The organism is Rhizobium sp. GN54, from assembly GCF_021026345.1.
GTDB lineage: Bacteria > Pseudomonadota > Alphaproteobacteria > Rhizobiales > Rhizobiaceae > Mycoplana.
Genome location: NZ_JAJNCZ010000004.1, coordinates 525,978 through 548,441 on the forward strand (window position 1 = coordinate 525,978; position 22,464 = coordinate 548,441).

Here is a 22,464-nt window from a genome sequence, read left to right on the forward strand (position 1 = left end):
CCTTGACGGGGCGTTGTGTCAGGCCGCCGTCTCGACGCGGTTCCGGCCGCCGGCCTTCGCCTGGTAGAGGGCCGCGTCGGCCGTTGCCAACAGGGCATCCAGCGAGGGCCGGGCGATGGTGGCCTGGAGCGCAAGGCCGATGCTGACCGTGATCGTCAGGCGGGATCCGTCGCCGATATCGACCGGGCGTTCTTCCACGGCGCGGCGAATGCGCCCGGCTAGGGCCTGCGCCTCGGCCTGCGTTGCCCGGGGAAGAAAGACCGCAAATTCCTCGCCGCCGAGGCGCCCGAACAGGTCGCCCGGCCGAAGGGCCGCGCGCACGGCGGCTGCGAAGGCGACGAGGGCGACGTCGCCTGCGGCGTGGCCATGGCGATCGTTGACCGACTTGAAGCGGTCGATATCGAGCATCAGCACTGCGGCGGTGCCGTCCTGTGAAAGATGGCGTTCGCTGCGCTCCAGGAAGGTCGCGCGGGTCAGCGCGCCGGTCATCTCGTCGTGCTCGACCATGTCCTTCAGCCGCTTCAGCAACTGGTTCCGGTTCGCGTTGATGCTGGCGACCGCGAGCGGCGCAAGGGCGATGAGCGCGAGTGCCAACCGGATCGACTTGCCCCAGGCCACGAGGTCGGTGTCGGCAGGCAGGTCGGCGAAGGCGCCGGTGATGATGACCATGCCCCAGATGGTGAAGCAGAGCGTCAGGCTTGCGGTGGCGAACAGGGAATAGCTCACCGCGCACCACAGAAGGGCGGGCACGGGGAAGGCGAAGGAGCCGGGACCCCCGATCAGGCTGCCCAGAAGGATGGAGGCCGCAAGTGCGATGGCCGGGGTTGCCCGTCGCAGGCCCTGCGCGGAGAGATCGATCCGCCTCGGCAGGCGGATATCGGCAAGCCGCGGCGCCGCCAGCATCACCGGCAGCATCACGGTGGTGTTCGCCAGTTCGGTGCTGAACCAGAGTTCGAGGCTGGTCGCGAAGTCGCGGCCGAAATAGGCTGTCGAGACCCCGGCGCCGACGAAGGCGCTCATGGCTGCGGCGCAGCAGCAGACGGCAAAGAGGACCACGATCGACTGCGGCCAGCGCATGCGCCGGTGGTCCTCGGCCAGCGCGCGGAACAGGACGTATCCGGTCAAGGCCTCGGTCAGGTTGGCCGCGGTGAGCCAGAGGGTCATGCGCAGCGTGCCGCCGGTCACGAGGTCGGCCGCGACATAGCCGGCGAAGGCAGCGATCCAGCCGCCGAAGGAGGCCAGCCGGGGTTCCCGGATCATCAGGCCGAGCAGGACGGCGTTGGCCGGCCAGAAGGCCGCCAGGAATCCGACCGGGCGGGTCATGATGCCGAAGAGCGCTGCGCAGAAGATCACCGAGGCGACCAGGAGCATGTCGGCCGGCAGGCGCATGGCCTGCGCCCCCGGCAGCGTACCTGCTTCGTGCCGGACCTGATCGGCCATCTTCGCCCCTCGCTCGCCCTGACCGCCGAAGACGGCCTTCCCGGATGCCCCGCTGCAACGAGCCGTTGCCGAACGCGCGCCGTTGCGCGCTCGGGATCGGGGCGCCGCCTCGAAAGCATGGAGACGGTGGTCCAGGCAAGCATTATTGTTGGACGCGGCTGGAAATACGGGGATGCGGGCAGGGGCGTGTGGCACAGATGCGAGCATCGCTCGCAATTCAGGTCCCTATCGGGTGTCCGAGGAGGCCACCGGCAGTGCCGGCGGCCTCCCGCCGGCTATTCGGCGGCCTGACGCGCCATCGGGTTGTTCGGATGCGTGGTCCAGTTGGCGTAGTCGGGGTCGACCGGCTTGCCGGTGCGGCGGTCCGTGGCGCCGGCGGGCAGCGCATCCATGGTGATGCAGTTCTCGACCGGGCAGACGTTGACGCAGAGGTTGCAGCCGACGCATTCCTCTTCCAGAACCTCGAAATGGCGCACGCCGTCGACGAACGCGGTGATCGCCTGGTGCGAGGTGTCCTCGCAGGCGATGTGACAGCGGCCGCACTTGATGCAGGCGTCCTGGTCGATATGCGCCTTGGCGATGTAGTTCAGGTTCAGGTACTGCCAGTCCGTCGTGTTCGGCACGGCGCGGGCGATGATGTCGTCCAGCGAGCGGTGGCCCTTCTCGTCCATCCAGTCGGACAGGCCGGTGATCATCTCCTGCACGATCTTGAAGCCATAGGTCATCGCCGCCGTACAGACCTGCACGTTGCCGGCGCCGAGCGCCAGGAACTCGGCCGCGTCGCGCCAGGTGGTGATGCCGCCGATGCCGGAGATGGGCAGCCCGTAGGTCTCCTGATCGCGGGCGATCTCGGCCACCATGTTGAGCGCGATCGGCTTGACCGCGGGGCCGCAATAGCCGCCATGCGAGCCCTTGCCGCCGACCGTCGGGTTGGGGGCGAAACTGTCGAGATCGACGGAGACGATCGAATTGATCGTGTTGATCAGCGAGACCGCGTCGGTGCCGCCGGCCTTGGCGGCCCGTGCCGGCTTGCGGATGTCGGTGATGTTCGGCGTCAGCTTGGTGATGACAGGCATGCGGGTGTACTGCTTGCACCAGCGCACCACCATCTCGATGTACTCCGGCACCTGGCCGACCGCCGAACCCATGCCGCGCTCGGACATGCCGTGCGGACAGCCGAAGTTGAGCTCGATGCCGTCGGCGCCCGTCTCCTCGACGAGCGGCAGGATGGATTTCCAGGCGTTCTCCTCGCAGGGCACCATGATCGAGGCGACCAGCGCCCGGTCCGGCCAGTTCATCTTCACCTGCTTCATCTCCTGCAGGTTGACCTGCAGCGGACGGTCGGTGATCAGCTCGATATTGTTCAGCCCGAGCAGACGCCGGTCGGCGCCCCAGACGGCGCCGTAGCGCGGGCCGTTGACGTTGACGATGGGCGGGCCTTCCTCGCCGAGCGTCTTCCAGACCACGCCGCCCCAGCCCGCCTTGAAGGCGCGCTCGACGTTGTAGGCCTTGTCCGTCGGCGGCGCGGATGCCAGCCAGAAGGGGTTCGGGGACTTGATGCCGACGAAGGAGTTGCGGAGATCAGCCATGTCTATTTCTCCCTTCAGGCGACGGCAACGGCGGGATCGGCCGCAGCGGCCAGCGCCCGGTTGATGGAATCGGCGGCGTCGCGGCCTTGCGCGACCGAGGTGACCGTCAGGTCCTCGCCGGACCTGATGCAGTCGCCGCCGGCCCAGACCCGGGCCATCGAGGTCTTGCCTTCCGCGTCGACGGCGATGCGCCCGCCGTCCAGCCGCAGGTTGGGCACGCTCGCCGGATCGAAGGTCTGGCCGATCGCCTTGAAGATCTGGTCGGCGGCGAGGATGCCGGTCTCTCCGGTGCCTGCCAGCTTGCCGTCCTGCATTCCGGTGTATTCGACCTCGATGCCGGCCACGCGGCCGTCCTTGCCGATGACGCGCTTCGGCTGCAGCCAGTGGCGGATCATCACGCCCTTGGAGGTCGCAAGCTCCTGCTCGAATTCCGAGGCGTTCATGTCCTCCTTGCCGCGGCGATAGCAGATCGTGACCTCCTCGGCGCCGAGAAGCTTGGCCTGCACGGCGGCGTCGATCGCCGTCATGCCGCCGCCGATGACGACGACGCGCCGGCCGATCGCGATGTCGGCCTTGTTGTCCACCTGGCGCAGGGCGGCGATGAAATCGACGGCGTCCTCGACGCCGGTAAGCTGCTCGCCTTCGACCCGCAGTGCGTTGACGCCGGCAAGGCCGATGCCGAGGAAGACCGCGTCGAAGTTCTCCGCCAGTTCGCCGAGCGTGAAGTCGCGGCCGAGCTTCTGGCCGTTGCGGATCTCGATGCCGCCGATCGCCAGCAGGTAGTCCACCTCGCGCTGGGCGAAGTCGTCCGTCGTCTTGTAGGTGGCTATGCCGTACTCGTTGAGGCCGCCCGGCTTGACCCGCGCGTCGAAGACGATGACGTCGTGGCCGCTCATGGCGAGGCGGTGGGCGCAGGCAAGGCCGGCGGGGCCGGCGCCGACCACGGCGATGCGGCGGTGGGTCCGCTCCGGCCGGGTGTAGAACTGGATGCCGCGCTCCATCGCCGTGTCGGTCGCGTGGCGCTGCAGCAGGCCGATTTCGACCGGGCGGTCTTCGGCGGTGTTGCGCACGCAGGCCTGCTCGCACAGCGTTTCGGTGGGACAGACGCGCGCACACATGCCGCCGAGGATGTTCTGGTCGAAGATCGTCTTGGCCGCGCCGACGGCATTGCCGGTCGAGATCTGGCGGATGAACATCGGGATGTCGATCGCGGTCGGACAGGCCGTCATGCAGGGCGCGTCGTAGCAGAAGTAGCAGCGGTCAGAGGCGACAAGAGCCTGGTGCCGGTCCAGCGGCGGATGCAGGTCGGTGAAATTCTTCTCGTAGTCGGCCGGCGAAAGCCTGCCCTCCCGGATTCCGGAGATACACGTTCCCATTATTGTCTCCCATTGTGTGGGCTTTTGACTGGAGAAACGGTAACACGGTTTATTTTTTTATCAAACGGTAAAAGTTCGGGCGGAAATGCCGGATTTCCAGGGCCTGGAAGGGTCTAAAACTTGAGTGCTACGGTTGTGTTTTGGGCTGCCGAAACGGGTGGTTTTCCGTTTCCTCCCGCCGCCCGCAGGACGGGTTTGACAGGACGGGGGAAATGATGGCAGCAAATCCCAAGAGCAGGTTAGAGGTCTGAAAGCGATGGCAAGGAGATCCGAAACGGGGGGCAGACTGGACGACGCGGCGCGGGCCGGGTGGCTCTACTATGTCGCCGGTCGCACCCAGGACGAGATCGCCTCGGCCATGGGCATTTCGCGCCAGTCGGCCCAGCGGCTCGTCTCGCTCGCGGTCGCCGAGCGACTGATCAAGGTCCGGCTCGATCATCCGATCGCCGAATGCCTCGAACTGGCGCAGCGCCTCAAGGAGCGATTCGCTCTCGTCCACGTGGACGTGGTGCCGACCGACCCGACCTCGACCTCGACCACGGTCGGCATCGCCGAGGCTGGGGCGGCGGAGATCGAACGCTGGCTCAAGCGGGCGGAGCCGATCGTGCTTGCGGTCGGCACGGGGCGTACGCTCAAGGCGGCGATCGACCAGTTGCCGGCGATGGAATGCCCGCAGCACCGCATCATGTCGTTGACGGGCAATATCGGCCCGGACGGTTCGGCCGCCTACTACAACGTCATCTTCAGCATGGCGGACGCGGTCAAGGCGCGGCATTTTCCGATGCCGCTGCCGGTGCTCGTCTCCTCGGCGAAGGAGCGCGATCTCCTGCACGAGCAGAGCCTGGTGCAGTCCACCCTGAAACTGGCGCAGGAGGCCGACGTCGCCTTCGTCGGCGTCGGCGAACTCGGCCCGGACGCGCCGCTGTGCGTCGACGGTTTCCTCGACCGGGAGGAAATGGCGCAACTGATGGCCGAGGGTGCTGCGGGCGAGATCTGCGGCTGGATGTTCGACCGCGAGGGGAAGCTTTTGTCCGGCAGCATCAACGAGCGCGTCGCCTCCGTTCCGCTTCCCTCCCGAGACAATGCCGCGGTCATCGGGCTCGCCAAGGGCAGCCGCAAGCATCTGGCGATCCTCTCGGCGCTGAAGGGGCGGATGATCAACGGGCTGATCACCGACGAGGCGACGGCGAAATATCTGCTGCAGGCGTAAGCTGCGGGCGGAAAATGCCCGACCACCGCCTTGTCCTCACCCTCCGTCGCCATAGTTGATAGGGCGCAAACCCATCGAGGTGCAACCACGACGGACCGGCGCGGACGCTGCCGGCAAGGGAGAACCAGATGAAAATCCAGAAGAACGGATCGGCCCACTGGAGCGGCGGGCTCAAGGACGGAAAAGGCCAGATTTCCACGCAGAGCGGCGCGTTGAAGGACTATCCTTACGGCTTTGCCGCGCGGTTCGAGGGCGTTCCCGGCAGCAATCCGGAGGAACTGATCGGTACGGCGCATGCCGCCTGCTTCACCATGGCGCTGTCGCTGATCCTCGGCGAGGCCGGGCTGACCGCCGACAGCCTCGATACCCGGGCGGACGTCACGCTGGAGAAGGTCGCAGACGGCTTCGCCATCACCGCGATCGACCTGAAGCTGCGCGGCGTGGTGCCGGGCGCCGACGAGGCGACCTTTACCGAACTCGCCAACAAGGCGAAGGCCGGTTGCCCGGTCTCGAAGGCGCTGGCGGCGGTTCCGATCAGCCTCGCCGTCTCGCTCGGATAGGCCCGGGCAGGCGTTCGGCAGGCGCCGTCACTTCGCCCGCTTGAAGGTCCATTTGACGACGTATTCGCCGTCGCCCTTCATCCGGGTCTTCGTCTTGAGCCTGACGGGGCCGCCAAGCGCGGCCTCTGCGGCCTCGAAGGCCTGCCGGGCCTCGGCGATCGCCTGGTGGTAGGCGCTGTTGTCTCGCCGCGGGCTCTCGGCGACCGCCTTGACCAGGGCGCGCATCTCCGGGGTGTCCCGATCTGGTGTGTCCTTGCCCATGGCCGATCGCGCTCCGTCGCCGATAGCCGCGGTCGTTGCCGCGGCTTGCTGTCGGGGTACACCAGCCGTCATGCGCGGATCAATCCGTTCGGCTGCATTCCGGCGGGCCAAGTGCCTGATTCCTGGGCGGCGTGCATATTTCCCCAGCGGTCTTTTCGACTGGAAACAGCGCTATATATCAATCGCATGACCACGACTTTCGGCGGCGCAGCGTAAAATGGCCGTTGACATTTTGGGCAATAAGTTGAGTAATTGCCCACGAGCGAAGCAAATGCTCATAACCCTTCTGGGAGGAAGTCATGAATTTGAAGACATTTCTGCTGGGCGCCTGCTCGGCTGTAGCCCTGTGCGGATTTGCGAATGCGGAGACCCTGACGATCGCCACCGTCAACAACGGCGACATGATCCGCATGCAGGGGCTGACGTCGGAGTTCACCAAGGCCAACCCCGACATCCAAGTCGAGTGGGTCACGCTGGAAGAGAACGTCCTGCGTGAACGCGTCACCACCGATATCGCCGCCAGCGGCGGCCAGTACGACATCGTCACGATCGGCAACTACGAGGTTCCGATCTGGGCCAAGCAGCAGTGGCTGCTGCCGCTCGACGGTCTCGGCGAAGCCTATGACATCGACGACCTGCTGCCGGCGATCCGCGGCGGCCTTTCGGTCGACGGCAAGCTCTATGCCGCGCCGTTCTACGGTGAATCGGCGATGATCATGTACCGCAAGGACCTGTTCGAGAAGGCCGGCCTGACGATGCCGGACAGCCCGACCTGGGAATTCATCGGCGAGGCCGCACGCAAGATCACCGACCGCAACGCCGACATTTCCGGCATCTGCCTGCGCGGCAAGGCCGGCTGGGGCGAGAACATGGCCTTCGTCTCGGCGCTGACCAACTCGTTCGGCGGCCGCTGGTTCGACGAGAACTGGGCGCCGCAGTTCGACCAGCCGGAATGGAAGGAATCGCTGCAGTTCTACGCCGACCTGATGAAGGATGCCGGTCCGTCCGGCGCCTCCTCCAACGGCTTCAACGAGAACCTGACGCTGTTCCAGCAGGGCAAGTGCGGGATGTGGATCGACGCCACGGTGGCTGCCTCCTTCGTCTCCAACCCGAAGGACTCGACGGTCGCCGACAAGGTCGGCTTCGCGCTCTTCCCGAGCAAGGAAGGCGTCGCCAACCACGGCAACTGGCTGTGGTCGTGGAACCTCGCCATCCCGGCAAGCTCGCAGAAGGCCGAGGCCGCGCAGAAATTCATCGCCTGGGCGACCAGCAAGGAATACACCGACCTCGTCGCTTCCAAGGAAGGCTGGGCCAACGTTCCTCCGGGCACGCGCACCTCGCTCTACAACAACGAGGAATACAAGAAGGCCGCCGCCTTCGCAGTACCCACCCTTGCTGCGATGGACGCCGCCGATATCACCAAGCCGACCATCAAGCCGGTGCCCTATACGGGCGGCCAGTTCGTCGCGATCCCGGAATTCCAGGCTCTCGGCACCACGGTCGGCCAGCTGTTCTCGGCTGTCATCGCCGGCCAGTCCTCGGTCGACGACGCGCTCACGGCAGCACAGGCCACCGCAACGCGCGACATGACGCGTGCCGGCTACATCAAGTAGGGTTCCTCCCGAGAGCACGGGCTGTCCGGTCTTGTGACCGGGCGGCCCGCCCGACGGGCGAAGCGGCCCATCCGGCCTGCCATTGCCCGACGGGCGTCCTACAACAACAAGAAACGCGAACTGCCACGCAGTCGTCCCCGCCTCGAAGCGGTGCGCCGGCCATGCGGGCTCCAGGGAGGGTCGTTCGAGATGGCAACGCAGAACACCAAGACGTTGGCGCGCCTGATGATGGCGCCTGCCGTCATCGTTCTCCTGGTGTGGATGGTCGTGCCGCTGGCGATGACGCTGTGGTACTCTTTCCAGAACTACAACCTTTTGACGCCGCAGAACGTCAGCTTCGCAGGCTTCTTCAACTACATCTATTTCTATACCGATCCGGCCTTCTTTCAGTCGATCTGGAACACGCTCGTGCTTGTGCTCGGCGTGCTGCTGATCACCGTGGTCGGCGGGATCGCGATTGCGCTCCTGATCGACCAGCCGATCTTCGGCCAGGGGATCGTGCGCATTCTCGTCATCTCGCCCTTCTTCGTCATGCCGCCGGTGGCAGCACTCATCTGGAAGAACATGATCATGCACCCGGGCTACGGGGTGCTGGCGGATCTCGCGCGCTTCCTCGGCTTCCAGCCGATCGACTGGTTTGCGCAGTTCCCGCTGTTTTCGATCATCATCATCGTCGCCTGGCAATGGCTGCCATTCGCCACGCTGATCCTGCTGACCGCGCTGCAGTCGCTGGACAGCGAGCAGAAGGAGGCGGCCGAGATGGACGGGGCGAATGCGTTCAACCGCTTCATCTACCTGACGCTGCCGCATCTTTCGCGCGCGATCACCGTCGTCATCCTGATCCAGACGATCTTCCTGCTCGGCATCTATGCGGAGATCCTGGTCACCACCAATGGCGGCCCGGGCTACGCGTCGACCAACCTCACCTTCCTGATCTACCGCACCGCGCGTCTCGGCTATGACGTCGGCGGGGGCGCGGCCGGCGGCATCATCGCGGTCGTTCTCGCCAATTTCGTCGCCATCTTCCTGATGCGTGCCGTCGGCAGAAACCTGGACCGATAGGAGAAGATCATGGCCCGTACCGTTTCCAGAGGAAGCAAGATCGGCTGGACCATCGCCGCCTGGCTCGTGGCGCTGCTGATCTTCTTTCCGATCCTCTATGCCTTCATCACCAGCCTGAAGACGGAGCCGGAGGCGATTGCCGGCTTCAGCCTGATCCCGTCCGGCACCTTCGAGAACTACGTCACGGTGCAGACGCAGCGGGACTATTTCAAGCCGTTCATGAACTCGGTGGTGCTGTCGATCGGCTCGACCATCCTGGCATTGTTGTTCGCCATCCCTGCGGCCTGGTCGATGGCGTTCTCGCCGACCAAGCGGACGAAGGACATCCTCATGTGGATGCTGTCGACCAAGATGATGCCGGCGGTGGCGGTGCTGATCCCGATCTTCATCCTGTTCCGCAATTTCGGCCTGCTCGATACTCGTATCGGCCTGACCGTGATGCTGACGCTGATCAACCTGCCGATCGTCGTGTGGATGCTCTACACCTATTTCCGCGAGATCCCCGGCGAGATCCTCGAGGCGGCCCGGATGGACGGCGCCTCGCTGTGGAAGGAAATCGTCTACGTGCTGACGCCGATGGCGGTGCCGGGCATTGCCTCGACGCTGCTCTTGAACATCATCCTCGCCTGGAACGAGGCGTTCTGGACGATCCAGCTGACGACCACCAACGCGGCGCCGCTCACGGCCTTCATCGCCTCCTTCTCCTCGCCGCAGGGACTGTTCTGGGCAAAGCTTTCGGCCGCCTCCACCATGGCGATCGCGCCGATCCTCATCCTCGGCTGGTTCAGCCAGAAGCAACTCGTTCGCGGCCTCACCTTCGGCGCGGTTAAGTAAGGGCACGATCCATGGGCAGCATTACCCTCAGCAAAGTGTCGAAGACCTTCGGCGAAGCCAAGGTCATCCCCTCCATCGACCTGGAGATCAACGACGGCGAGTTCGTCGTCTTCGTCGGCCCGTCGGGCTGCGGCAAGTCCACGCTGCTCCGCCTGATCGCGGGGCTGGAGGACGTGTCGGGCGGCCAGATCCTGATCGACGGCAAGGACGTCACCGGCAACGCCCCGGCCGAGCGCGGGCTCGCCATGGTGTTCCAGTCCTATGCGCTCTATCCGCACATGAGCGTCCGGAACAACATCGCCTTCCCGCTGAAGATGGCCAAGCTCGACAAGGCGGCGATCGACCGGAAGGTCGAGGATGCGGCAAGGGTGTTGAACCTGACCGACTATCTCGAGCGTCGGCCGTCGCAGTTGTCCGGCGGCCAGCGCCAGCGCGTGGCCATCGGCCGGGCGATCGTGCGCGAACCGTCGGCCTTCCTGTTCGACGAACCGCTCTCCAACCTCGACGCGGCCCTGCGCGGCACGATGCGGCTGGAGATCAGCGAACTGCACAACACGCTGAAGACGACGATGATCTACGTCACCCACGACCAGGTCGAGGCGATGACCATGGCCGACAAGATCGTCGTGCTCAACCGCGGCAACATCGAGCAGGTCGGCTCGCCGCTCGACCTCTACCGCTCGCCGCGCAATCTCTTCGTCGCGGGCTTCATCGGTTCGCCGCGGATGAACCTGATCAAGGGCGAGATCGCCAAGGGCCACGGCGCGCATACGATCGGCGTCCGGCCGGAGCATATCGACCTTTCGACCTCCGCCGGCGCCTGGCGCGGCACGGTGGGCGTCGCCGAACACCTCGGCTCCGATACCTTCCTGCACGTGACCGCCGACGGCATCGGCACGCTGACCGCGCGTGTCGGCGGCGACCTGCCCGTCCGGCACGGCGACCAGGTCTATCTCACCCCGCAGGAAGGCCGGATCCACCGCTTCGACGACAAGGGAATGGCGATCCGATGACGGGAATTTCGATGAAGAGACTGGAAGGAAAGAGCGCGCTGATCACCGGTTCGGCGCGCGGGATCGGCCGCGCTTTCGCCGAGGCCTATGTGCGCGAGGGCGCGCGGGTGGCGATCGCCGACATCAATATCGAGCGGGCACGGCAGACCGCAAGCGAGATCGGCGCCGCTGCCTATGCCGTGCAGATGGACGTCACCAGCCAGCAGTCGATCGACGATGCGGTCGGCGCCTGCGTGAGCGAGGCCGGCGGCATCGACATCCTGGTCAACAACGCGGCGCTGTTCGACCTGGCGCCGATCGTCGAGATCAGCCGCGAGAGCTACGACCGGCTATTCTCGATCAACGTCTCCGGCACGCTGTTCACCATGCAGGCGGTCGCCAAGCAGATGATCGCGCAGGGGCGGGGCGGCAAGATCATCAACATGGCGAGCCAGGCCGGCCGGCGCGGCGAGGCGCTCGTTGCCGTCTACTGCGCCACCAAGGCGGCCGTCATCAGCCTGACCCAGTCGGCCGGCCTGAACCTGATCTCGCACGGCATCAACGTCAATGCGATCGCCCCCGGCGTCGTCGACGGTGAGCACTGGGACGGCGTCGACGCGCTCTTCGCCAAGTATGAGAACCGGCCACGCGGCGAGAAGAAGAAGCTGGTCGGCGAGGCCGTGCCGTTCGGTCGGATGGGGACGGCGGCGGACCTGACCGGCATGGCCGTCTTCCTGGCTTCGCCCGAGAGCGACTACGTCGTTGCGCAGACCTACAATGTGGACGGCGGCAACTGGATGAGCTGACAAGGCCGTGCCGCCTTTGCCGCGGCTGGCGACGTGATCGATGAGAGCCGGCGGCCGCGGATGGCGGGCACCGGCGGAGACAGGCTTGCGCCCAGTGCCCCGGATGCGGGCCGGGCCCGCGCGTGACCGGAAGGAAACGACCATGACCACCAAACTCTCGCTGGACAATCTCGAAACGGTGAAGAACACCGCGGGCGTGCCCTCCTATCCGCGCTCGGCCCTGAAGGCGGGCATCGTCCACTTCGGTGTCGGCAACTTCCACCGTGCGCACCAGGCGGTCTATCTCGACGACCTGTTCAATGCCGGCCGCGATCATGACTGGGCCATCATCGGCGCCGGCGTGCTTCCCTCCGACGAGGCGATGCGGGCCAAGCTCGAAGGCCAGGACTTCCTGACGACGGTGGTCGAACAGGACAACAACCGCACCGGCGCGCATGTGACCGGGGCGATGATCGACTACCTCAAGCCCGGCGACGTCGCAGCCGTCGTCGCCCAGCTTTCCGATCCCGCCATCCGCATCGTCTCGCTGACGATCACCGAAGGCGGCTACTTCATCGATCCGGCCTCGGGGGTCTTCAACCCCGCCCATCCGGCGATCGCCGCCGACGGCGAGAAGCCGGACGATCCCAAGACCGTGTTCGGCCTCATCCTCGCTGGGCTGAAGGCGCGCCGGGACAAGGGCATCGCTCCCTTCACCATCATGTCCTGCGACAACATTCCCGGCAACGGCGAGGTCACCCACGCCGCCGTTTCCGGCCTCGCGCGGCTCTCCGATCTGGACTTCGCAGACTGGATCGACGCCAATGTGGCTTTTCCGAATGGAATGGTGGACCGGATCACGCCGGCGACCGGGCCGCGCGAGATCGGGATCGTCGCCGACGAATACGGCATCGACGACCAGTGGCCGGTGTTCTGCGAGGAATTCAAGCAGTGGGTGCTGGAGGACAAGTTCCCGCAGGGACGGCCGGCGCTGGAAACGGTGGGCGTGCAGTTCGTGCCCGACGTCGCGCCCTACGAGCACATGAAGATCCGCATTCTCAATGGCGGCCATGCGGCGATCGCCTATCCAGCGGCCCTGCTCGACATCCACTTCGTCCACGAGGCGATGGAGGACGACGACATCCGCGCCTTCCTCGCCAAGCTGGAGAAGGAGGAGATCATCCCGGTGATCCCGCCGGTGCCGGACACCGATCTCGGCGATTACTTCAAGCTGATCGAGAAGCGCTTCTCCAACCCGAAGATCGGCGACACCATTCCGCGGCTCGCGCAGGACGGCTCCAACCGCCAGCCGAAATTCATCCTTCCCTCGACAGCCGACCGGCTGCAGCGCGGCGAGGACGTCATCGGCCTGTCGCTGGTCTCGGCGCTATGGTGCCGCTATTTCGCCGGCACGTCGGACAGCGGCAAGGCGATCGTCTTCAACGATGCAAATGCCGAGCGGCTGCAGGCGGCGGCGTTGAAGGCCAAGGACGACCCGGCCGCCTTCCTTGCGCTGTCCGACATCTTCGGCGAGGTTGCGGCCTCGGAACTGTTCCGGCGGCGATTCGCCAGGGCGCTTTCGAGCCTGTGGGAGAAGGGGACGCGCCAGACGCTGCGGCTCTATCTCGACGACAAGCTCGCGGACTGAGGCCGCGCAAGCGCAACGGCACGCCGCATCCGCGGCCGGAACTGGGTATGTGAGGCGATGGCGGCAGGTCCGATCGAACTGGTGATCTTCGATTGCGACGGCGTACTCGTCGACAGCGAACCGATCTCGCTCGCCGTTCTCGTCGACGCGCTCGACGTGGCCGGCGTCAGCATGGGCGCCGACGAGGCGGCGGAGCGCTTCCTCGGCAAGAGCCTGAAGACCATGTCGGAGATCCTGCACGACGAATACGGCCTGGCGATCGACGATCACTTTCTCGAAGGCATGCGCAAGACGCTCTATGCCCGCTTCCGCGAGGAATTGCAGCCGATCGAGAACATCCGCCAGGTGGTCGAGGCGCTGCCGGTCTCGTGCTGCGTCGCCTCCTCCAGCCAGCCGGAGCGCATCCGCTTGTCGCTGTCGGTGACGGGGCTGATCGACTGTTTCGAGCCGAACATCTTTTCCGCCAGCATGGTGCGCAACGGAAAGCCGGCGCCGGACCTGTTCCTGCATGCGAGCGAGGTCATGGGCGTCTCGCCCGATGCCTGCGTCGTGATCGAGGACAGCCCCGCCGGGGTGATGGCGGCGCAGGCCGCCGGCATGCGGGTCTGCGCGTTTGCCGGAGGCTCGCATGCGCGAACCGGCCGGCATCGTGCAGCCCTCTCCGTCCTGAAGCCCGACGTGCTGTTTGACGACATGCGGGAATTGCTCCAGTTTGTCGGCAACGCACAGCCGACGGGAACATGATTTCATGCGCGATCTGATCGTTGCGGTCGACATCGGGACCGGAAGCGCCCGTGCCGGCGTCTTCGATCGGGCGGGCACCCTGCTCGCGCGCGCCGAGCGGCCGATCGCGATGAACCGGCCGCGGGAAAACGTCGCCGAGCACGATTCGGAAGATATCTGGAGCGCGGTCTGCGGGGCAGTGCGGGCGGCCTGCGCGGCGGCGGGTGCGGCTGCCGGACGTGTGGCGGCCCTCGGCTTCGACGCGACCTGCTCGCTCGTCGTGCGTGACGGTGAGGGCGGCCAGCTCGCGGTCTCGGGCGGCAAGGACCCGCGCTGGGACACGATCGTCTGGCTCGATCACCGCGCGCTAAAAGAGGCTGATGTCTGCACGGAAACGCAGCATCCGGTGCTCGACCATTCCGGCAAGGTCATGTCGCCGGAAATGCAGATGCCGAAACTGATGTGGCTGAAGCGCCACCAGCCGGAACAGTGGGCCCGCGCCGGCTATTTCTTCGACCTCGCCGACTTCATGACCTGGAAGGCGACCGGTTCGACCGGGCGCTCGCGCTGCACCATCACCTCGAAATGGAACTACCTGGCGCATGAGCGGGAGGGCTGGCGGGAGGACTTCCTGGACCGGATCGGGCTGGCGGACCTGCGCAGGCGCGGGACGCTGCCGGACGAGACGATACCGGTCGGCGCACCGATCGGACGGTTGAGCGAACGGGCCGCGACCGAACTTGGGCTCGACATGGAATGCATCGTCGGTGCCGGCATGATCGACGCCTATGCCGGGGCGCTCGGGGTGCTCGGCCAGTTTGCCGGCGAACCGCGTGCGCTCGAGCGCCAGCTGGCGTTGATCGGCGGCACCTCCAGCTGCATCGTCGCCTTTTCGCGCGAGAAGAAATTCGGTTTCGGCATGTGGGGTCCCTACTACGAGGCCGTCCTGCCGGGGCACTGGCTGGTGGAGGGCGGCCAGTCGGTGACCGGCGGGCTGCTCGACCATATCGTCAGGCTCCACAGCGCCGGCGGCGATCCGGTGCCGACCACCCACCAGCGGATCGTCAGGCGCATCTACGAACTGCGGGCCATGGAGGGCGACGACTTCGCCGCACGGCTGCACGTCCTGCCGGACTTCCACGGCAATCGCTCGCCGCTCGCCGATCCGCACGGGCTCGGCGTCATCAGCGGCCTGTCGCTGGATGCGACCTTCGACAGCCTGTGCCGGCTCTACTGGAAGACCTGCGTCGCCGTCGTGCTCGGCATCCGTCGCGTCATCGACACGCTCGGCGAATGCGGCTATGCGCTGGAGACCCTGCACGTGACCGGCGGCCATCTCCACAATCCGCTGCTGATGGAACTCTACCGCGACGTGACCGGCTACCGGGTCGTGGTGCCGAAGACGAGCGATTCAGTACTGCTCGGAACGGCGATGGCGGCATCGGTCGCAGGCGGCCTCCATCCGGATATCGCCACAGCCGGCAAGGCCATGCATCCGGGCGGGGAGGAGCTTCCTTCCGATCCGGGCAGGCGCGCGCTTTACGATCGTGAATATCGCCGTTTCCTGGCGCTCTACCGCCACCGTGACGAGCTGGAAAAAATCCTCTGAGGTGCCCAAAAAAATTTTGAACGCGGCGGAACCTATTTGCTGCGTCGGTGTTTCTACACTGTCACCGGCCAGCGCATTCCCCCAGTGCGAGGCCCTCGAAGCCGGTGAACACAGCCGCTCGCCGTGTCCCCTCCGGCCAGCGGGAATTCAGGCAGCCAGCGCCCCCCCGCGCTGGCTGCTTTATTTTTGCCGCCGGCGGGTCCCATGATGACAATCGGAGACGAAAAAAAGGACGAGGCGCAGGCCTCGTCCCCAGGTGGTGCAGAAACTGGATCCGGTGAAACGTTCAGGCGGCGACGGCGTGAACCGGGCTGGTCATCAGCGCCTGGTTGATGAGGACCTTGACGGTGTCCGGATGGAAGGGCTTGCTGACCAGGTAGGCCGGTTCGGGGCGTTCGCCGGTCAAGAGCTTTTCCGGATAGGCGGTGATGAAGATGACGGGCAGTTCGGTGCGGGCGAGGATGGCCGTGACGGCGTCGATGCCGGAGCTGCCGTCGGCAAGCTTGACGTCGGCGAGGATGAGGCCGGGCCTGGTCTCGAGCCACAGCTTCTCGGCTTCGGCCTGCGTGCATGCGATGCCGGTCACGCGATGGCCCATGTCGCTGACCATGTCGGCCAGGTCCATGGCGATCAGCGGCTCGTCCTCGATGATCATGATGCCGACCTCGGTTTGCGCGGCAATCTCGCGGAAGGCCGTGTCGAGCAGGGCGCGGACCTCGGCCTCGTCGGTCTCGAGGATCTCGGCCACATGCGCGGTCGGGAAATTCTCCATCGTCACCAGCAGGAGGGCCTGGCGGACGCGGGGCGGAACCGCGCCGAGATCGACCGGCGACGGGGCGCCGGGGCGCAGCGAGACGGTGTCGCTGACGGAAATGGGCAGCGACGCGATCATCCGCGACAGCAGCCGGAAAAGGCGCACGCGGTCGTCGTCGCCCTCGGCGAATGCGGCGGGATCCATCAGGATCGCTTCGAGCGTGGCGGCGACATAGGCGTCACCCGAGGCCTGCGTGCCCGTAAGCGCGCGGGCATAGCGGCGCAGGTAGGGCAGATGAGGCGTTAGGCGGTCGGAAATCGGCATCGTAAGCTCCCCTGTGATGCGGACGGCTGCATTGTCGGTCAACGGGAAAACGAACATGATGAATTTTGGTTCCGCGCCCCGGAACCTTTTTCGGACGGGCGCATTCCTGTGTCGAATTCCCTTGAGGGGGACGATGGAAGCAGTCGAAAGTCAGAGATGTGAAACAACAGCAAAGACAAGAATATCCAATGACGACAGAGGGGGTTGACGGGCAGATCGCCCACAGGCTTCGCTCGTTCTATCTCTCCGTCCAGGAAGAGCCGATCCCGGAGAAATTCCTCGAACTCCTCGAAAAGCTCGACCTTGCGGAGCAGCGGGGGAAGAGTACGACCGAGCAGGACGGAGACATGCAGCTGGGGAGCCAAGATCGGTGAGCGCACAGGAACCGGCAAACACTTTCAAGCGCGAACTGCTCTCGATCCTTCCCAGCCTGAGGGCCTTCGCCATTTCGCTCGTCGGTCGCCATCACGAGGCCGACGATCTGGTGCAGGACACCATCATGAAGGCCTGGGCCAAGCAGGACCAGTTCGAGATGGGCACGAATATGAAGGCGTGGCTGTTCACGATCCTTCGCAACGAACTCTACAGCAAGCTGCGCAAGCGCGGCCGCGAAGTGCAGGACAGCGACGGCCTGCTGACGGCCAATCTCGCCCAGCATCCCGCGCAGTACGGCAAGCTCGACATGCAGGATTTCCAGCGCGCGCTGGAACAACTCCCGGATGAGCAAAGGGAGGCGATTATCCTTGTGGGTGCGTCCGGTTTCTCCTATGAAGAGGCCGCCGAAATCAGCGGTTGTGCCCTTGGGACGATCAAGAGCCGCGTCAACCGTGCAAGGCAGAAACTGCAGGAGATCCTGCAGATCACGAATGAAGGCGAGTTCGGTCCGGATGCGGTGTCGGCACCGCTGACGTCGCGAGCCTTCATGACATAAGGGGACGACCGCGCCTGTCCTGGGCCGGCAGGCGAGGGGCAGGTTTCGGAGAACAATCATGCAGGTTCTCAGCATGACGCAAAGGCACGCAAGGGCACCGTCTGCGTGGCCGGCAGGTTCGCGATGAACCGCCGGCCGTCGTCCGTGCCGGTGGCCGTTGCCACTGCCCTGACCGCCCCGGCGCGGCTGGAGGCAGTGCGGGCAACGTTGCCTGCCTATGCCGGGCCGGATGCGGACTTCACGGATATCGCCGATCTTGCGGCGGGCCTTTTTTCCGCGCCGATCGCGCTCGTCACCCTGATCGGCGACACGACCCAATGGTATCTCGCCCGCAAGGGTCTGGGCGAGGTCAGTTCCAGCGCGGCCGATACCTTCTGTGCCCGCCTTCTTACGGAGGGAGGCGCCCCCATCATCGTTCCCGACGCGCGGGCCGACAGCCGGTTCTCCGACCTGCCGAGCGTCACCGGCGCGCCGCATGTGCGCTTTTATGCCGGGGCCCCGATCCTCCATGCCGGCCAGCCGATCGGCAGCGTCTGCGTGCTGGACGTCGAGGCCCGCGCCGGCGCCAGCGACGACGCGCTGCTGCATCTGCAACAGCTTGCCAAGCTTGCGGGCTCGCTGCTGCTCCTCAAGGAGGAGGCGCGGCGCAGGGCGCTGGCCAATGCGGCGATCGCGCGCGAGGAACAGCGGCATGCCGCAGCTCTCAACGCCGCCAATGTCGGGAGCTGGCTGTGGGACGTCAAGGCCGGGACGGTGATCGGCAATGCACCGCTCCTGCGCATGCTGGACCTCAAGCGCGGCGAGAACCTGACGGCGCGCCAGATCTTCTCGGCGATCCACGCCGCCGACAGGGCCGCCGCCATCGGCAAGCTCCGCAACGCGCTGGAAACCGGCGGCGAATATGACGGCATGTTCCGGGCGGGCTCGACCGGACGCTGGCTGCTGGGCCGCGGGCGCGTGCATGAATGGGACCCGGACGGAACGCCTTCCATGTTCCTCGGCATCACGCTGGACGTGACCGAGGGCCAGCTCGCCTCGGAGCGGATGCGGCTGTTGCTGCGCGAGCTCAACCACCGGGTCAAGAACACGCTCGCCATGCTGCAGTCGCTGGCGCGGCAGACGCTGCGGCAGACCAAGGATCCGGAGGCCTTCATGGCGGCTTTCGCCGGGCGGTTGCAATCGATTTCCGAGGCGCACGGGCTTCTCAGCGACCAGGAGTGGGGCATGATCTCGCTGACCGCCCTGCTGCAGGCGCAGATCCGCCCCTTCGTCGACGATTTCCAGAGGCAGGTCGAGATCCACAAGGACGAGGTCCGGCTCGGTCCCGACCAGTCGATCGGACTGGGGCTCGTCCTGCACGAACTCGCCAGCAATGCGCGCAGATACGGCGCGCTGTCCGTCCCGGGCGGCAGGCTGGTGATCACCGCACGCGTCATGCAGGAAGACGGCCAGTCGGTGCTGCACATGACGTGGCACGAAATGGGCGGGCCGCATGTCGAGCCGCCGAAGGCCAAGGGCTTCGGGCTCATCCTGATCGAGCGAAGCCTCGACAAGGTGCTCGGCAGCGACGTGCACCTCGAATTCCTGCCGAGCGGGTTGACCGCGATCATCAGGCTTCCGCTCGACCAGGTGTGAGAGGCGTCGCTGGCGCCTCAATGGCTTCACGCTTCAAGGCTTCAACGGACAGACCGGCCGACCCGCGATGGCGGGCCGGCCGGTCTGTCCGGGTGTTTCAAGTTTTCCCGGAAAAATCAGTCGTCGTCGCGCCGGCGGCGACCCGGGCGTAGGAACAGCGCCAGCGCGACGCCGAGGGCTGCGGTCGCAAGCGGATTGCGGGCCGCACTGCCGGCCGCGATCGCCGCAAGCTGCGTGCGCGCGCGCATCTGCTCGCGCCGCCTGCGGCGAAGCCTGGCGTCGCGGTTGTTCAGATAGAGGAGCACCGCGATCAGGACGAGCGCCAGGGTGGCAACCCCGCCGGCGAGCCCGAGCAAAGCGGGAACCGTGCCGTAGCGCTCGGCGAGGCTGACCGAAAGGGCCGCGACTGCCAGCACATAGGCGGTCAGCAGGAGCAGGCCGGCAATGCCGGCGAAGATGGCATTGCGCTTCGAGCGCTGCAGGGTTTCCTCTATCCTGTCCTCGACCCGGAAGACCATGTTCTGGGCGAGGGCGGTTACGATCGACAACATGAATTCCCGCTCCTGGATGTGATTACGTCGCGCCTTGCCCGGCCTGCCGGCGACGCATGTGGTAGCCGTCCTGTGCGAGCCGCCGCGATCAGGGCCGCGGCTTGCGTTTCAGGGCGGCGATGGCCGCATGCGCGCGTCAGGCAAGGTCCCCAAAGGCGGATGTCAGCGCCGCAGGATGGCGGCGATGACGAAGCCGGCGACGGCGGCGGCGCCGAGGGTGGCGAAGGGATGCTCCTTGACGGTGCGGCGCACCTCGCGGCCGGTGTCCCTGTAGCGCGCCGTCAGTTCGGCCAGGATGTCCTCGCCGTTGGCGATCAGTTCGTCGAGGCCGTCGGTCGCCTCCGCGCGGGCGTGCCTCGCGTTCTCGCGGGCCTTGCTGCGGAACATCGAGAAGCGGTCGCGGGCGTCTTCCGCCCCGTCGGCCACGTCCTGAGCGACGAGCTTGGCCAGCGTGGAAATCTGGTCGCGCAGTTCGGCGATCTGGTCCTCGATCGTTTCTGCTGCCTCGGAAACCGTGCGGTCCTTGCCGCGGGAGAACATTCCGGATGCCATTACACCCTCCTTTGCCTGTTCGAACGCAAAACTAAAGTTGTGCCGGCACAACAACGTCGACGGGCTGGAAAGGTTCCGCTCCAACGCGGTGAGAGGGGGTCCTACAGAACAGCCGTCTGCGGCAGAATGAACGGAGTTCCCGCGGCAGGCAAGCCACTGACGCGCATGCGGCAGCCGAAGACCTCCTCCATCGCCGCGTCGGTGAGCACCTCCGCCGGCGCCCCCGCGGCGGCGACCTTTCCCCGCTTCATCATCACCATGTGATCGGCATACATCGCCGTCAGGTTGAGGTCGTGCATCACGGCGATCACCCCGCCGCCGCGCGTGCAGTAGTCCCTGGCGAGCTGCATGATGGTCAGCTGGTGGCGGATGTCGAGGCTGGAGACGGGCTCGTCGAGCATCAGGAAGCAGGGCATGCCGTTCAGGACCGGGTCCCAGATCTGCGTCAGCACGCGGGCAAGCTGGACGCGCTGCTGCTCGCCGCCGGAGAGCTCCTGGTAGAAGCGGCCCTCGAAACCCTCCAGGTCGACGGCGGCAAGCGCCTTGGCGGCGATCGCCTGCGCGTGGGCCGCGTCGTTGTTCAGCCCGGTCGACAATCCCATGCGCACGATCTCGCGAACGGTGAAGGGAAAGGCGATCGTGGTCGCCTGCGGCAGCACGGCCCGCCGGGTGGCGAGCTGCCAGGGCTCGAGCGCGCGGACGTCGTCGCCGTTGATGGTCAGTTCGCCGGTGCTGGCGATCTCGCCGGAGATGGCCTTCATCGTCGTGGTCTTGCCGCTGCCGTTCGGGCCGACGATCGCCGTCACCTGACCGGCCTTTGCCGTGAGCGATAGCGTATCGACGATCAGCTTTCCGGAAAGCCGGACGGAGAGGTTCTTGGCGCAGATCATGTCGGTCCCGAATGCGTTTGGTCGCCCGCCGCCGTCACAGGCCGGTGGACGTGCGGTGCCGCAGCAGCACCCAGAGGAAGAACGGCGCGCCCGCGAGCGCGGTGACGATGCCGATCGGCAGCTCGGCAGGTGCCACTATGGTGCGGGCGAACATGTCCGCGGCCAGAAGCAGGATGCCACCGAGAAGGGCTGCGGCGGGCAGCAGGTAGCGGTGGTCGGGGCCGATGACCATGCGCAGGATATGCGGAACGACAATGCCGACGAAGGCGATGCCGCCGCTGACGGCCACCGAGGCGCCGATCGCCGCGGCCACGCTGACGATGGCGATGTTCTTCAGCTTCTGGACCTTGACGCCCATGTGGAAGGCGGTGGCCTCGCCGAGCGTGATCGCGTTCAGCCCGCGGGCGAGAAACGGCAGAACCGCGAGCGAGAGCAGGATCACCGGGCCGGCGGTCAGCACCTTCGGCCAGGTCGAGCCGGCGAGCGAGCCGAGGCTCCAGAAGGTGACGTCGCGAAGCTGGCGGTCGTCGGCGACGTAGATCAACACGCCCGTGACGGCGCTGGCGAGTGCCGCGATCGCCAGACCGGCCAACAGCATGGTGGCGACCGAAGTCTGGCCGTGCAGGGTGGCGATGCGGTAGAGAAAGAGCGTTGCGAGCAGGCCGCCGACGAAGGCTGCAAGCGGCAGGGCGAAGGCGCCGACAAGGCCGAGAAGGGCCGCCGGCAGCGCCCCGCCGAGCACGATCATCAGCACCGCGCCGAGTGCGGCGCCGGAGGAAATGCCGATCAGGCCGGGATCGGCCAGCGGGTTGCGGAACAAGCCCTGCATCACCGCGCCCGAGACTGCCAGTGCTGCGCCGATCAGGAGCCCGAGCAGGGCGCGGGGCAGGCGGATGTCGATGACGATGATGCGGTCGCGCTGGCTGAGAACCGAGGACGGTTCGCCGCTGACGAGCGACAGGGCGACATCGACCACCGAGGCGTCCGAGGCGCCCGTCGCCGTCGACAGCAACAGGACGACGACCGTCAGGACGGCGAGCGCGGCGATGACGAGCCGCGCAAGGGCGGTCCGGTCGCCCCCGGCGGCAAGGCGCAGGCGGTGCGCCGTCATGCCCTGCATTCCGG

General features: G+C 66.3%; 22 protein-coding genes. 13 read left to right on the plus strand and 9 right to left on the minus strand.

Going from position 1 to position 22,464, the window contains the following annotated elements:
- Positions 1 to 18 precede the first annotated feature (18 nt).
- The 3 genes from LQK81_RS14475 to LQK81_RS14485 all read right to left on the minus strand — a co-directional run bounded on the left by LQK81_RS14475 (position 19) and on the right by LQK81_RS14485 (position 4,405).
- Complete coding sequence (locus tag LQK81_RS14475) at positions 19 to 1,440, minus strand: GGDEF domain-containing protein (RefSeq protein ID WP_230807051.1); 1,422 nt, start codon at positions 1,438 to 1,440, stop codon at positions 19 to 21.
- Positions 1,441 to 1,715: 275 nt separating this feature from the next.
- Positions 1,716 to 3,029, minus strand: coding sequence for an NAD-dependent dihydropyrimidine dehydrogenase subunit PreA (preA, locus tag LQK81_RS14480; protein ID WP_230807052.1), 1,314 nt, complete (start codon positions 3,027 to 3,029; stop codon positions 1,716 to 1,718).
- Between the two features lie 14 nt (positions 3,030 to 3,043).
- On the minus strand, positions 3,044 to 4,405 hold the full coding sequence (locus LQK81_RS14485) for an NAD(P)-dependent oxidoreductase (RefSeq protein ID WP_230807053.1): 1,362 nt from the start codon (positions 4,403 to 4,405) through the stop codon (positions 3,044 to 3,046).
- Positions 4,406 to 4,661: 256 nt separating this feature from the next.
- Between LQK81_RS14485 and LQK81_RS14490 the strand changes: the two genes are divergently transcribed.
- Together LQK81_RS14490 and LQK81_RS14495 are read left to right on the plus strand one after the other, a co-directional pair.
- Entirely contained in the window at positions 4,662 to 5,615 is a 954-nt protein-coding gene (locus LQK81_RS14490; protein WP_230807054.1) for a sugar-binding transcriptional regulator, read from the plus strand.
- 128 nt (positions 5,616 to 5,743) lie between these two features.
- Positions 5,744 to 6,175 (plus strand): OsmC family protein, encoded by a 432-nt coding sequence (locus tag LQK81_RS14495; protein ID WP_230807055.1) that lies wholly within the window; start codon positions 5,744 to 5,746, stop codon positions 6,173 to 6,175.
- Positions 6,176 to 6,202: 27 nt separating this feature from the next.
- Here LQK81_RS14495 and LQK81_RS14500 read toward each other — a convergent pair whose 3' ends face one another.
- Entirely contained in the window at positions 6,203 to 6,436 is a 234-nt protein-coding gene (locus LQK81_RS14500) for a hypothetical protein (RefSeq protein WP_230807056.1), read from the minus strand.
- Between the two features lie 299 nt (positions 6,437 to 6,735).
- Between LQK81_RS14500 and LQK81_RS14505 the strand changes: the two genes are divergently transcribed.
- The 8 genes from LQK81_RS14505 to LQK81_RS14540 all read left to right on the plus strand — a co-directional run bounded on the left by LQK81_RS14505 (position 6,736) and on the right by LQK81_RS14540 (position 15,702).
- The gene (locus LQK81_RS14505) at positions 6,736 to 8,049 is read left to right on the plus strand and encodes an ABC transporter substrate-binding protein (RefSeq protein ID WP_230807057.1); all 1,314 of its coding nucleotides are present in this window, start codon (positions 6,736 to 6,738) and stop codon (positions 8,047 to 8,049) included.
- Positions 8,050 to 8,238: 189 nt separating this feature from the next.
- Entirely contained in the window at positions 8,239 to 9,111 is an 873-nt protein-coding gene (locus tag LQK81_RS14510; RefSeq protein ID WP_230807058.1) for a carbohydrate ABC transporter permease, read from the plus strand.
- A gap of 9 nt (positions 9,112 to 9,120) precedes the next feature.
- Positions 9,121 to 9,945, plus strand: a complete 825-nt coding sequence (locus tag LQK81_RS14515) for a carbohydrate ABC transporter permease (RefSeq protein ID WP_230807059.1) — start codon at positions 9,121 to 9,123, stop codon at positions 9,943 to 9,945.
- A gap of 11 nt (positions 9,946 to 9,956) precedes the next feature.
- Positions 9,957 to 10,958: an ABC transporter ATP-binding protein gene (locus LQK81_RS14520; protein ID WP_230807060.1), complete on the plus strand. Its 1,002-nt coding sequence runs from the start codon at positions 9,957 to 9,959 to the stop codon at positions 10,956 to 10,958.
- Positions 10,959 to 10,969: 11 nt separating this feature from the next.
- Positions 10,970 to 11,743 (plus strand): L-iditol 2-dehydrogenase, encoded by a 774-nt coding sequence (locus tag LQK81_RS14525; RefSeq protein ID WP_230807061.1) that lies wholly within the window; start codon positions 10,970 to 10,972, stop codon positions 11,741 to 11,743.
- A 142-nt stretch (positions 11,744 to 11,885) separates the two neighbouring features.
- Positions 11,886 to 13,370 carry a mannitol dehydrogenase family protein gene (locus tag LQK81_RS14530; RefSeq protein WP_230807062.1) on the plus strand — a complete coding sequence of 495 codons (1,485 nt, stop codon included), beginning with the start codon at positions 11,886 to 11,888 and terminating at the stop codon, positions 13,368 to 13,370.
- A gap of 57 nt (positions 13,371 to 13,427) precedes the next feature.
- Complete coding sequence (locus LQK81_RS14535; RefSeq protein WP_230807063.1) at positions 13,428 to 14,114, plus strand: HAD family hydrolase; 687 nt, start codon at positions 13,428 to 13,430, stop codon at positions 14,112 to 14,114.
- Between the two features lie 4 nt (positions 14,115 to 14,118).
- Positions 14,119 to 15,702, plus strand: coding sequence for an FGGY-family carbohydrate kinase (locus LQK81_RS14540; protein WP_230807064.1), 1,584 nt, complete (start codon positions 14,119 to 14,121; stop codon positions 15,700 to 15,702).
- Between the two features lie 286 nt (positions 15,703 to 15,988).
- On the opposite strand, the gene LQK81_RS14545 is transcribed toward LQK81_RS14540, so the two are convergent.
- Complete coding sequence (locus tag LQK81_RS14545) at positions 15,989 to 16,780, minus strand: response regulator (RefSeq protein ID WP_230807065.1); 792 nt, start codon at positions 16,778 to 16,780, stop codon at positions 15,989 to 15,991.
- 188 nt (positions 16,781 to 16,968) lie between these two features.
- Here LQK81_RS14545 and LQK81_RS14550 point away from each other — a divergent pair, with 188 nt between their 5' ends.
- The 3 genes from LQK81_RS14550 to LQK81_RS14560 all read left to right on the plus strand — a co-directional run bounded on the left by LQK81_RS14550 (position 16,969) and on the right by LQK81_RS14560 (position 19,346).
- The gene (locus LQK81_RS14550) at positions 16,969 to 17,154 is read left to right on the plus strand and encodes a NepR family anti-sigma factor (RefSeq protein ID WP_230807066.1); all 186 of its coding nucleotides are present in this window, start codon (positions 16,969 to 16,971) and stop codon (positions 17,152 to 17,154) included.
- Positions 17,151 to 17,711, plus strand: a complete 561-nt coding sequence (locus LQK81_RS14555) for an RNA polymerase sigma factor (RefSeq protein WP_230807067.1) — start codon at positions 17,151 to 17,153, stop codon at positions 17,709 to 17,711. The genes LQK81_RS14550 and LQK81_RS14555 overlap by 4 nt, the downstream gene beginning before the upstream one ends.
- A 123-nt stretch (positions 17,712 to 17,834) precedes the next feature.
- The gene (locus LQK81_RS14560) at positions 17,835 to 19,346 is read left to right on the plus strand and encodes a sensor histidine kinase (RefSeq protein ID WP_269064975.1); all 1,512 of its coding nucleotides are present in this window, start codon (positions 17,835 to 17,837) and stop codon (positions 19,344 to 19,346) included.
- 116 nt (positions 19,347 to 19,462) lie between these two features.
- On the opposite strand, the gene LQK81_RS14565 is transcribed toward LQK81_RS14560, so the two are convergent.
- From LQK81_RS14565 to LQK81_RS14580, 4 genes are all read right to left on the minus strand, one after another.
- Positions 19,463 to 19,897, minus strand: a complete 435-nt coding sequence (locus LQK81_RS14565; protein WP_230807069.1) for a hypothetical protein — start codon at positions 19,895 to 19,897, stop codon at positions 19,463 to 19,465.
- Between the two features lie 162 nt (positions 19,898 to 20,059).
- Positions 20,060 to 20,449, minus strand: coding sequence for a DUF883 family protein (locus tag LQK81_RS14570; protein ID WP_230807070.1), 390 nt, complete (start codon positions 20,447 to 20,449; stop codon positions 20,060 to 20,062).
- 101 nt (positions 20,450 to 20,550) lie between these two features.
- A complete protein-coding gene (locus LQK81_RS14575) occupies positions 20,551 to 21,339 on the minus strand; it encodes a heme ABC transporter ATP-binding protein (RefSeq protein WP_230807071.1) in 789 nt (262 codons plus the stop codon).
- A gap of 34 nt (positions 21,340 to 21,373) precedes the next feature.
- On the minus strand, positions 21,374 to 22,459 hold the full coding sequence (locus LQK81_RS14580; RefSeq protein WP_230807149.1) for a FecCD family ABC transporter permease: 1,086 nt from the start codon (positions 22,457 to 22,459) through the stop codon (positions 21,374 to 21,376).
- Between the last annotated feature and the right edge of the window lie 5 nt (positions 22,460 to 22,464).

Excerpts from the sequence above, each read along its gene's own strand:
- LQK81_RS14505 (WP_230807057.1), top strand. The coding sequence starts at position 6,736 with ATGAATTTGAAGACATTTCTGCTGGGCGCCTGCTCGGCTGTAGCCCTG.
- LQK81_RS14495 (WP_230807055.1), top strand. The coding sequence starts at position 5,744 with ATGAAAATCCAGAAGAACGGATCGGCCCACTGGAGCGGCGGGCTCAAG.
- LQK81_RS14525 (WP_230807061.1), top strand. The coding sequence starts at position 10,970 with ATGAAGAGACTGGAAGGAAAGAGCGCGCTGATCACCGGTTCGGCGCGC.
- LQK81_RS14530 (WP_230807062.1), top strand. The coding sequence starts at position 11,886 with ATGACCACCAAACTCTCGCTGGACAATCTCGAAACGGTGAAGAACACC.
- LQK81_RS14565 (WP_230807069.1), bottom strand. The coding sequence starts at position 19,897 with ATGTTGTCGATCGTAACCGCCCTCGCCCAGAACATGGTCTTCCGGGTC.
- LQK81_RS14485 (WP_230807053.1), bottom strand. The coding sequence starts at position 4,405 with ATGGGAACGTGTATCTCCGGAATCCGGGAGGGCAGGCTTTCGCCGGCC.
- preA (WP_230807052.1), bottom strand. The coding sequence starts at position 3,029 with ATGGCTGATCTCCGCAACTCCTTCGTCGGCATCAAGTCCCCGAACCCC.
- LQK81_RS14580 (WP_230807149.1), bottom strand. The coding sequence starts at position 22,459 with ATGCAGGGCATGACGGCGCACCGCCTGCGCCTTGCCGCCGGGGGCGAC.
- LQK81_RS14475 (WP_230807051.1), bottom strand. The coding sequence starts at position 1,440 with ATGGCCGATCAGGTCCGGCACGAAGCAGGTACGCTGCCGGGGGCGCAG.
- LQK81_RS14550 (WP_230807066.1), top strand. The coding sequence starts at position 16,969 with ATGACGACAGAGGGGGTTGACGGGCAGATCGCCCACAGGCTTCGCTCG.
- LQK81_RS14490 (WP_230807054.1), top strand. The coding sequence starts at position 4,662 with ATGGCAAGGAGATCCGAAACGGGGGGCAGACTGGACGACGCGGCGCGG.
- LQK81_RS14535 (WP_230807063.1), top strand. The coding sequence starts at position 13,428 with ATGGCGGCAGGTCCGATCGAACTGGTGATCTTCGATTGCGACGGCGTA.
- LQK81_RS14570 (WP_230807070.1), bottom strand. The coding sequence starts at position 20,449 with ATGGCATCCGGAATGTTCTCCCGCGGCAAGGACCGCACGGTTTCCGAG.
- LQK81_RS14510 (WP_230807058.1), top strand. The coding sequence starts at position 8,239 with ATGGCAACGCAGAACACCAAGACGTTGGCGCGCCTGATGATGGCGCCT.
- LQK81_RS14560 (WP_269064975.1), top strand. The coding sequence starts at position 17,835 with ATGAACCGCCGGCCGTCGTCCGTGCCGGTGGCCGTTGCCACTGCCCTG.
- LQK81_RS14545 (WP_230807065.1), bottom strand. The coding sequence starts at position 16,780 with ATGCCGATTTCCGACCGCCTAACGCCTCATCTGCCCTACCTGCGCCGC.
- LQK81_RS14515 (WP_230807059.1), top strand. The coding sequence starts at position 9,121 with ATGGCCCGTACCGTTTCCAGAGGAAGCAAGATCGGCTGGACCATCGCC.
- LQK81_RS14500 (WP_230807056.1), bottom strand. The coding sequence starts at position 6,436 with ATGGGCAAGGACACACCAGATCGGGACACCCCGGAGATGCGCGCCCTG.
- LQK81_RS14520 (WP_230807060.1), top strand. The coding sequence starts at position 9,957 with ATGGGCAGCATTACCCTCAGCAAAGTGTCGAAGACCTTCGGCGAAGCC.
- LQK81_RS14575 (WP_230807071.1), bottom strand. The coding sequence starts at position 21,339 with ATGATCTGCGCCAAGAACCTCTCCGTCCGGCTTTCCGGAAAGCTGATC.
- LQK81_RS14540 (WP_230807064.1), top strand. The coding sequence starts at position 14,119 with ATGCGCGATCTGATCGTTGCGGTCGACATCGGGACCGGAAGCGCCCGT.